Annotated in this window: 10 protein-coding genes and 3 pseudogenes; 7 read left to right on the top strand and 6 right to left on the bottom strand. The window is 67.4% G+C overall.

Annotated elements, in window-relative coordinates; genetic code table 11:
• Nucleotides 1-405: transposase (locus AB0M27_RS45355; RefSeq protein WP_365731833.1), on the top strand; the 405-nt coding region annotated here is incomplete at its 5' end.
• 49 nt (nt 406-454) lie between these two features.
• A pseudogene (locus AB0M27_RS45350) lies at nt 455-941 on the top strand (Tn3 family transposase); the annotation flags it as partial.
• A gap of 81 nt (nt 942-1,022) precedes the next feature.
• Here AB0M27_RS45350 and AB0M27_RS45345 read toward each other — a convergent pair.
• Nucleotides 1,023-1,895: a helix-turn-helix transcriptional regulator gene (locus AB0M27_RS45345; protein WP_365731831.1), complete on the bottom strand. Its 873-nt coding sequence runs from the start codon at nt 1,893-1,895 to the stop codon at nt 1,023-1,025.
• A gap of 188 nt (nt 1,896-2,083) precedes the next feature.
• On the opposite strand from AB0M27_RS45345, the gene AB0M27_RS45340 reads away from it, so the two are divergent.
• Complete coding sequence (locus AB0M27_RS45340) at nt 2,084-2,845, top strand: SDR family NAD(P)-dependent oxidoreductase (protein ID WP_365731828.1); 762 nt, start codon at nt 2,084-2,086, stop codon at nt 2,843-2,845.
• A gap of 111 nt (nt 2,846-2,956) precedes the next feature.
• Here the strand turns inward: AB0M27_RS45340 and AB0M27_RS45335 are convergent.
• Nucleotides 2,957-3,645: pseudogene (locus AB0M27_RS45335) on the bottom strand (tyrosine-type recombinase/integrase); the annotation flags it as partial.
• A 350-nt stretch (nt 3,646-3,995) separates the two neighbouring features.
• Between AB0M27_RS45335 and AB0M27_RS45330 the strand changes: the two are divergent.
• Nucleotides 3,996-4,805, top strand: a complete 810-nt coding sequence (locus AB0M27_RS45330) for a serine/threonine-protein kinase (protein WP_365731826.1) — start codon at nt 3,996-3,998, stop codon at nt 4,803-4,805.
• Nucleotides 4,806-4,899: 94 nt separating this feature from the next.
• Here AB0M27_RS45330 and AB0M27_RS45325 read toward each other — a convergent pair whose 3' ends face one another.
• From AB0M27_RS45325 to AB0M27_RS45315, 3 genes are all read right to left on the bottom strand, one after another.
• Nucleotides 4,900-5,595: a glycerophosphodiester phosphodiesterase family protein gene (locus AB0M27_RS45325; protein ID WP_365731823.1), complete on the bottom strand. Its 696-nt coding sequence runs from the start codon at nt 5,593-5,595 to the stop codon at nt 4,900-4,902.
• A gap of 289 nt (nt 5,596-5,884) precedes the next feature.
• Nucleotides 5,885-6,112 carry a hypothetical protein gene (locus AB0M27_RS45320; protein WP_365731821.1) on the bottom strand — a complete coding sequence of 76 codons (228 nt, stop codon included), beginning with the start codon at nt 6,110-6,112 and terminating at the stop codon, nt 5,885-5,887.
• A 247-nt stretch (nt 6,113-6,359) separates the two neighbouring features.
• A complete protein-coding gene (locus AB0M27_RS45315; RefSeq protein WP_365731834.1) occupies nt 6,360-6,680 on the bottom strand; it encodes a helix-turn-helix domain-containing protein in 321 nt (106 codons plus the stop codon).
• Nucleotides 6,681-6,701: 21 nt separating this feature from the next.
• Between AB0M27_RS45315 and AB0M27_RS45310 the strand changes: the two are divergent.
• The 3 genes and pseudogenes from AB0M27_RS45310 to AB0M27_RS45300 form a co-directional block, all read left to right on the top strand.
• Nucleotides 6,702-6,977: pseudogene (locus AB0M27_RS45310) on the top strand (helicase associated domain-containing protein); the annotation flags it as partial.
• 420 nt (nt 6,978-7,397) lie between these two features.
• Nucleotides 7,398-7,952 (top strand): hypothetical protein, encoded by a 555-nt coding sequence (locus tag AB0M27_RS45305; RefSeq protein ID WP_365731819.1) that lies wholly within the window; start codon nt 7,398-7,400, stop codon nt 7,950-7,952.
• 41 nt (nt 7,953-7,993) lie between these two features.
• Entirely contained in the window at nt 7,994-8,446 is a 453-nt protein-coding gene (locus AB0M27_RS45300; protein ID WP_365731817.1) for an NUDIX domain-containing protein, read from the top strand.
• A 378-nt stretch (nt 8,447-8,824) separates the two neighbouring features.
• On the opposite strand, the gene AB0M27_RS45295 is transcribed toward AB0M27_RS45300, so the two are convergent.
• Nucleotides 8,825-9,136, bottom strand: a 312-nt coding sequence (locus AB0M27_RS45295; RefSeq protein ID WP_365731815.1) for a transposase, incomplete at its 5' end; no start/stop codon positions are given.

Here is a 9,136-nt window from a genome sequence, read left to right as displayed (position 1 = left end):
TCGCTCCACCGCCGGCATCGCGCGGTGGAGTTCAAGAAGTTCCTGGCCAAGCTGGACAAGGAGGTCCCTGACCATCTCGACGTCCACCTGATCTGCGACAACTATGCCACCCACAAGACGCCCGCTATCCAGAAGTGGCTGCTGGCTCATCCCCGGTTCCACATGCATTTCACCCCGACCAGCTCGTCCTGGCTCAACCAAGTGGAGCGCTGGTTCGCGCTCCTGACGGACAAGCAGATACGGCGTGGCGTCCACAGGAGCGTCCAAGCCCTGGAGAAGGACATCCGGGCCTGGATCGCCGACTGGAACGACAACCCCAGGCCCTTCGTGTGGACGAAGACCGCTGACGAGATCTTCGAACGCCTCACCGGATATCTGAACCGAATCAAAGACTCAGGACACTAGCGCAGCGATCAAGAAGTGTCACGCGCTGACGGACTCCCCGAGTTCAACCTGGGAGGACATCCTCCACATCATCGGCTCCGTCCACACCGGCGCGGTGCGCGCGTACGACGTCATCCGCACGCTGTCCCGGTATGGCCGCCCGACCCCGCTCGGCGACGCGATCGCGCATTACGGGCGGATCTCCAAGACCCTGCACATCCTGCGCCTGGCCGACGAGCCCGGCTACCGCAGGCAGATCAAGAGCCAGGCCAACCTCCAGGAGGGCCGCCACTCGCTGGCCCGGAGGATCTTCCACGGAAAGTAGGGACAGCTCTACCAGCGCTACCAGGACGGCATGGAGGAACACCCGCTACATGGACGCGGCGGTCAACCAGCTGCGCGCGGACGGCTTCGACGTCCGCGACCAGGACGTCGCCCGCCTCTCCCCGTTCGTCCGCCACCACATCAATGTGCTGGGCCGGTACTCCTTCCAGCTCTCCGAACTGCCCGGCGGCCTGCGGCCCCTACACGACAAGGACGACGCGGATGGCTCGTGATCAGGGCCCGGGGCGATCTCGCGGATGACGGAACCCACGGCGCGGGCGTTCTGGCTGCGACGCCGGGACGGCGCGTGTTCGTCAGGGCGCCCTTGGGTGCGGGTCGTCCGCCCGTCTGTCGTGCGCTGTGCCGGCGGACTCGGTGTGTGAGAGTGCGGCGAGGAGCCGCAGTTTCTCGTCGCTGTCACTGTCCTTGTCGGGGTAGTAGACGACGAGGATGACGTCATCGATGGGGAGTTTGTCTCGGTGGAGGCGTAGTTCACCGACGACGGGGTGGTGGAGCGTGGCGGTGCCTCCGTCGAGACTGCGGACGTCGTGGCGGGCCCACAGGGTGCGGAACCGCTGGCTGGACAGTGCGAGTTCTCCGACGAGTTCGACGAACCGAGGGTTGTCGGTGTCGTCCCCGATAGTGGTGCGAAGCGCGGCGATGAAGTCGGCGGTGGCTTTGGTCCAGTCCTGGTGGAAGGCTTGTTCCTCGGGATCGAGGAGGAGGGAACGAAGTCGGTTCTGTCCGGGCCGCAGGCGGGGGGAGAGCGCGACGGCCATGGGGTTGGAGGCCAGCACGTCGAACGCGCGCCCTTCGACGAACGCGGGGATCTGAAGGTGGGCGAGCAGCTCGTGCACTCGCGCCGGTACGTGCTCGGGCCGCTTGCGGCGCGGCGCCCTGGGGCGTGCCGCAGCCAGGCCGAGCAGATACGTCCGCTCGATGTCGTCGAGCTGCAGGACGCGCGCGAGTGCTTCGAGGACCTGAGGCGAGGGGTTCTTGTCACGGCCCCGTTCCAGGCGCAGGTAGTAGTCGGGACTGATTCCGGCGAGCAGGGCGACTTCCTCACGGCGCAGGCCGGGCACGCGGCGGTTTCCGCCGGGCGGGAGTCCTGCCTGCGCTGGGGAGACCAGCTCACGCCGGGCACGAAGGTAGCTGCCAAGCCGGTTGCCGGATTCCTCATCCTTCATACGGACACCGTAATGCGGTGCATGTGTCTCAGAGGGGGCCCTGGCAGGACCAGGGAAGACGAGGGCTCTGCCATACCCAGCGGATTCCGTCAAGACTGCGGTGACATCGTTTGAGAAGGACAGAGAACATCACTGTCTGCGCCGCGGGCCTGAACGCCGTCGGCGCACTGGACTGAAGGGAAGATCCCGTGGATCTCTCCAACCGCACCGTTCTTATCGTCGGCGGAACCTCGGGTATCGGGCGAGAGCTGGCCCGCCGGTTCGCCGCGGCGGGCAGCACCGTGGCCGTCGCCGGCCGGAGCCCGGAGGCACTCTCGGAACTCGCCGAAGAAGGTTTCGGCACGTTCGGTATCGACGTCACCGACAGTACCTCCGTCACGTCTGTCCGTGACGCTGTGCTAGCCCGGTACCCCGAGTTGGACACCGTGGTGACCATGTCGGGCGTCATGTTCCTGGAGGACCTGCGCGACCCCGCGCACTTCGAGGCGGCACAGACGACGATCGACACCAACCTGGTCGGCACCATCCGGGTCATCGACGCCTTCACCCCCCGCCTGGTCCGGCGGGGCGCCGGCACCTTCATCACCGTCACCTCCGGCATCGCCTTCCTGCCCTTCCCGCCCATGCCCACCTACGCCGCCTCGAAGGCCGCAGTGCACGCCTACTCCGAGGCACTGCGGGCGCAGCTCGACGGCACCGGTGTCGGCGTCGTCGAGCTCGTCCCCCCGGCCGTCGCCACAGCAGGCCAGGAAAAGGTGAACCCGCACGCGCTGCCGCTCGACGACTTCGCCACCGAGGTCATGCGCTTGCTCTCGCAGGACCCCACCCCTCACGAAATCCTCGTGGAGGGCGTCCTCGTGCACCGCTGGGCCGAGCGCGACGGCACCTACGACGACCTCGTCGCACAGCGCTCCCAGGCCCTGGCCATGCTCCCCGGCCGCGAAGGCTGACACCCCCACCGGCGGCCTCCTCGCTCATCGCCCCCCCGGCGGCCAACGAGCAGCCACGCGCCCTGGACACGAACCCCGCCCCCGCGGCCCACCCTGTCGGGTGGCGACGGTTCAGCGGCGAACGTCTCCAGAGGCGAGCAGGCCGGTGAGTTCGGCGATCGCCTCCGAGGAGGGCTTGAAGTAGCGGCGGACCTTCTCCGGCTTCTTGTGCCTCGACTTCGCCATCAGCATCAGCAGGGAGGCACCCTGCTCGCCGAGGCGGGTCAGGGCGGAGTGACGGTACTCGTGCAGGTCCCAGCCCGTGCCCAGGCCGCGCAGTGCGGTGTGCTCGTCCAGCAGCGCGCGGGCCTGCCCGTACGACAGGCGCGCCAGGCCGGTGTCCGGGCAGACGTCGCGGGGGCTGACGACCTTGCCCGGACCTGGGCGGCGGTGGGTGACGAACACCGGCCCACGGGTGCGGCCCTTGAGGAGCCGGGGCAGGAGCCGGGCGGTGCCGGCGTCCCAGGACACAGCCTCCAGCACGAAGTCCTCGCGAGCCTGGCCCCCGCGGCGGGCCTTGGTCCGGGCGCCCTTCGCCTTGACCGGGCAGCGGCGCCCGGCGAAGTCCAGATCCCCAATGTTCACGCCAAGGATCTCCTCCGCACGTCCGGCGGTCTCGTACAGCTCCGCCACAGCGACTTCTCCCGCAGGTGCACCTCGCGCCGTGCGATCAACCGGTCGATGGCCATCTTCGAGCGGGCGCGGGTCTCGGAGTCCGGCACCGTCAGCCGCTTCGCCCAGGCCGGGACCATCGGACCCTCGCAGACTGTCGGGTGCGGTCATCGTGCTGATCTCCTTCGAGCCTTCGACATCTCGAACATCAGCCGGTGGCCGTTCTTGTATCCGGACACTCACTCCGACGCCGGGACGAACGCCCGGACCAGGTGGGAGCCCGTACACCACTTCTCAGGACGCAACCTTCGCGCGTGGCGTTGTCACTGGTGTTCTCTGTCAAGTTCTTCTGTTCACGACAGTGAGCACAATGAGATAGGCCGGTTCTGGGTGTTGTGTCTCCTGCGGGCAGTGAGCGCTCGGCCTGGGGTGGGAGTCTCGCCAGTCACGTGCAGCATGCGGTGCACGGAGTCAGCGAGCGAGTGACATCATGCACGGAATGACGACGCACCCGTTTCATGACGTGACGCACGTTGCGACGCTCGGAGCCGCTCTCGACCGGTTGGGCACCGTGTTCCAGAAGTTCGAAGAGCGGGACTCTGACTGTATCTCATACGGACTGCTGGCATCAGGGCAACGTTGGTTCGTGAAAGGCGCGTCGACGCCGCAGGGGATCTCCTCCCTGCGTCGGGCAGTGTCGTTTCACCAAAACGTCTCACACTCGGCCATCGTGCACCTGATGTATTCCTTCACCACCGACGATGGCCTTGTGCTGGTGTACCCATGGTTGAGCGGTGAGGTTCTCTACCACCCGACCCTCTCACGCCATGGAGGTCGGGCAGCTCCGGACAGCCCGATGGCGCGGTTCAGGGCCCAGCCGCTTCCTCGAATTCACGCCGCGCTGGAATCCATCCTCTCTGCCCACTTGGTCGTGGAGGAAGCCGGATTTGTTGCGGTCGACCTCTATGACGGATGCATGTTGTACGACTTCGACGAGCACCGCATGATGCTGTGCGACTTGGACGAATACCGGGCAGGCCCCTTCGTCCTGAACGCGGACCGGTTGCCCGGGTCGACGCGCTATATGGCACCGGAGGAGTTCGCGCGCGGATCGCTGATCGACATCCGGACAACCGTGTTCGCTCTGGGCCGGGCGCTCCGCCTCCTCTTGGACGCTGGCGACGAGGAGAAGCAATGGCGCGGGACACCTGAGCAGCTGGAGGTCGTCAGGACAGCGACTGCCACCTCCCCAGGGCGCCGGTTTCCGTCCGTCCGCTCGCTTGTCGACGCCTGGCAGGCAGCGGCCTGAGCTCGGAGTGGGCCCTGCGCGCGGGACTGCGACCACGGCGTGCATGCTCTCGTCTGACCGCACGGGCGGCCGGTTCGGTGCCGGACCCCTGAGGTCAGGCCGCGGCCTCGACCAGCCGCTTCATGCCAGGCTGGTCGGTCACGCAGCCCACCAGTCCGAGCGTCCGGGCCAGCGACAGATCGCGCTCGTCGTTGACGGTCCAGGCCATCACGTCGATGTCGGCGGCGCCGCACTTCTCCACGATGGCCCGGTTCAGCTGGCACAGCTCCACGCTGACCAGAGTGGAACCGACCTTCTGGGCGCGGCCGACGAAGGTGTCGCGGTGCGCGCTGGGGCCTGCCACCAGCACGGTGCGGGCCCGCGGCAGCAGCTTGCGGATCTCGATCAGCGCCGCGTCGTGGAACGACAGCACAGAAACCCGGTCCAGCAGGTCCCGGTCGGTGAGCACCTTGGCCAGCGACCGGGCGGCTGCCACCTCCTTGATCTCCGCCTGGATCGGCAGCGTCGGCCCGACGGCGTCCAGCACCTCCCCGAACGTGGGGATGCGCTCGCCGAGGCCGGCGTCGAGCTCCTTGAGCTTCCGCAGCTCCTGGTCGGCGATCGGACCGGAGCCGTCCGTCGTGCGGTCCAGGGTCTCGTCGTGCATGACGACCAGCTCGCCGTCCTTGCTCAGGTGCAGGTCCAGTTCGATGCCGTCCAGCCCCTCGCGTTCGGCCCGCAGGAAGGAGCGCAGGGTGTTCTCCGGCTCGGCGGCCATGACGCCGCGGTGGCCGATGGTGAAGAAAGACACTCGGTTGCCGTCCTTGGGTGTGGTGGTGCGGGGCAGCCGCACGAGTGCCGTCCCCCCGCCGGCGGGCGGCGGGCGACCGCCCGTCGGAGCCCCCAAGCCTAATGGGCCGGGTGGGCCGGATCAGGGTGAGGCAGGGCGCACGCGCAAGGGGCGCCGCTCCGCAAGGTGGCACCCCTTTCTGACCTGCACGCGTGCGTCTCCCAGGCGTTGCCTTCGTCAGGGCTGCCCAACCGGAAGCTCGACGTGTCAGCTGCACGATGACTGGCTGCATGCCGGTATGCGAGCCGCATCAGCGGCACAGCTCCATGATCGTGTCGTCAAAGTCTGCACACTCGCGCGCCGCCGCCTGCCCGATGACAGCAGTGGCCGACTGCTGCCGGTTGGCTGCGAATCGTTCCGCGAGGGCCGCCAGTTCCGGCTTGTGGCGCGGGGTCCAGCCTGGCTCGTGCGAGGTGGTCGCTTCCCGAGAGCCGAAGCCGCCAGCCAGCAGCCGCAGGAAGAGGACGAGCCGGCACACCCTCCGGCGGGATTGGCTGTCTCGATCTTCTGGAGAAACTTCTGGTAGAAGGCGCTGCTGCGGGAGGAGGCGGTCATGGTGATTTCAAGTCGGTCGCGCACCCGCAGGGCGCCGTAGACCCCGGTCTTCTCCGGCCCGCGGCCGTGGTCGACCTCGGATTTGATGCCGTGGCCGTCCGGCGTCCAGCCCGGCGTCGGCGGGAAGGTGCGGGGGATCACCGGTCCCAGCTCGTCGGCGCAGACGATCGTCACGCCTTCGGGCGGGCAGGTGTGGAGCTCGATGATCCTCGTCCTTCTCCCTCGAACTCTGGGTCCTTCGAGCGGGTCCAAGACCGGGTGCGGCGCCAGCGCACCCCCTCGGCCAGCAGGATTCGGTGGACCTGACTGCGACCAATCTGGATGCCCAGCCGCATCGCCTCAGTGGCCAGCGCGTCGAGGGGGCACTGCGGTGGTCCGGCCTCGTCCGCGGCGGCGAGGTCGCCGGCCGCGTGCACCGTCAGCCGGCCCGGTGCCGGCTGTCTGACCAGGCCGATGATCTGGGAGGGTTCCGCCTCAGAGATCCGTCGCATGCGGCCCTGACCGCCCCCTCGGCATCCAAGGACGAGAAACCGCCACCGCGCCGAACTCGGGCCGACAAGTGGGCCACCAACTGCGCCGCCGCCAAGCAGTTCTACGAGCGTGAAGGACACCTCCGCGTGCCGAGGAAGCACGTCGAACGGATCGTCGTCAGCGGTGAGGACGGCGAGGACCCGGAGGAACGGGAGTTTCGGCTCGGAGCATGGATCAGCAACCAGCGCTCGCGGGCCGCGAGCCTCTCGGCGGAACGCGTCGAACAGCTGTCGGTCATCGGCATGCGATGGTCCTGATGACGCCGACGGGCCGCACCGATCTTCGGTGCGGCCCGCTGTCGTGTCCGGTCGGTGTTGTTACAGCAGGTCTGTGAGGTGTCAGGCCGTGCGTGCCGCGTGAGCCCAGTGGAAGGTTCAGGCTGGATGTGGCGCTCGTCGGCCTTGGCCAGGCCGTGCGAGCCTTGAGCGATGTGGCTGGTCCTCGCTCTGCGCGGCCGGCAGAGCGCGCGATGCACCCGCCGGACCGTTCCGCCAGCGCGTTGGAGCGGACATGTACAGCACCCGGTTGGTCAGCCGGCGCGCGTCCTACCTGCTCCTGCGGTATCGGTTTGTCCGCCCTGGCGCGGTAGGTGGCGTGCACCTGTGAACGTGCTTCTGTGGCGGGGCCTATGGGCAGCCTCACTTCGATTGCCTGTCGTTCGCAGCCTCTGGAGAGAAATGACAGATCCGAACGCGACACGGCCCGCGACCTCCGAGCCAGGTTCTTCGACTGCCGACGGCGGCAGTGCCGAAGAACTGACGCCGCGGGAGGAACGGCTCCACAAGGCCGCCCAGGACTTCTCCCTGGAACGCTACAAGTACATCCTCCAGCAGATCCACGCCGTCAATGAGAACGTCTACAAGTTCCTCGCCATCTACCAGGCGCTCGCCACCACCGCTGTCGGTGCAGCAGTAGCCCTGTTCGTCAGCTACCGGCAGTGGGGCGTGGCGCCGGCGGTGGCACGTACGGGAGTGATCGGCCTTCTGTTACTCGAAACGGTCGTAGCGGTCTTCACCGAGATCCTGATCTTCATCGGCATACTGAACTGGCTCGACTACCGCAGCGAGGAATGCGAGTTGACCGATCGCGCCGTCCATCCGGGGTTCCGGAAGCAACCACGCCCGGGTAACTTCTTTCGCTGGTACGAGACCTACATCATGGCTTTCATCGTGGTGTCGACCCTCTTCATGTGGACGTACGCCGTGGTGTTTATGCTTCCGATGATCAGGTGATCCCTGTGATCCGGCTGTTCACGCTGAGAGGAGCGCAACCGATGGATGAGACGGTCGCCGTCGCCGGGCGCGACTTCATCGGCGTCGGTGTCGGTGCCCTGGTCTTCGACGACGCAGGACGTGTCTTCATGGCACAGCGCGGTCGCCGAGCCAAGAACGAGGCGGGATCGTGGGAGTTCCCCGGTGGATCCGTCACGTTCGGCGAGCGGCTTCAGGACGCGGTGTGCCGCGAGTTCTTCGAGGAGTACGGGATCCGCATCGAAGTGACAGACTTCCTTGGCATGTTCGACCACATCCTTCCCCAGGAGAGCCAGCACTGGGTATCGGGCACGTATCTCGCTGACCACCTGTCCGGTTCTCCCACCATCCGCGAGCCCGACAAATGCGATGCCATCGGGTGGTTCGACCTGGACGGGCTCCCCGAACCACTCTCTGAGATCACCCGCCTCAATCTGGAGGCGTACGAACGCATGGGGCGTGGCGGCCACCGATGACTCGCGTCGATGCCTCCCCAGGTGACGCAGCCGTCCGGCGGCCGGGGCAAGGCGGGCCGCCGCCCGCTCCATGACCGGCGGCCTGCTCCCCGAGCCGTTCATCACTCGCCGGCTCGACGCCACCGACACCGTCCGCGAACGCTGGCGCCCCCTCGTCACCGCACACCGCGATCACCTGCAGACCACTGCGCCACCTCGATCTGAAGCACACGTTCCGCCTGATCAAGCAGATGCTCGGGGCGTCTCGGCTGCGACGTTCTTGACGTTGGCGATGTGCGTCTTCGGCGGGCACCAACGCCTCACCCTGACCGTGTCGCCTCGCCCGAATCGTGCCAAGTAGGGTCTGCCCGGCCAACGGTGTAACTCGGGTGGTGTGGATTATCGACGGCCGATGGAGAGTCGGCCGTCGAAGGCGATGTCGAAGGCCTGGAGTGCGGGCTTCCAGCGCATGGTCCGGCGTTTGCGTCCTTGTCCGGTGGGGTCGAGGCTCATGATGGCCAGGTAGACGCATTTGAGGGCTGCGGCCCCGTTCGGCAAGTGCCCGCGGGCGCGGACGGCCTTGCGGATACGTGCATTGACGCTCTCGATCGCGTTCGTACCCGGTATGAACATCGGTGGAGGCCCGTTCTGGTACCGGTAGTGACGGGACGTGGTTCTCGCCGTACGGTGCGACCGTCCGGGCCAGGGGCA

The organism is Streptomyces sp. NPDC052107 (genome assembly GCF_040680215.1).
Lineage (GTDB): Bacteria > Actinomycetota > Actinomycetes > Streptomycetales > Streptomycetaceae > Streptomyces.
This window is presented reverse-complemented; position numbering and strand designations above follow the sequence as displayed.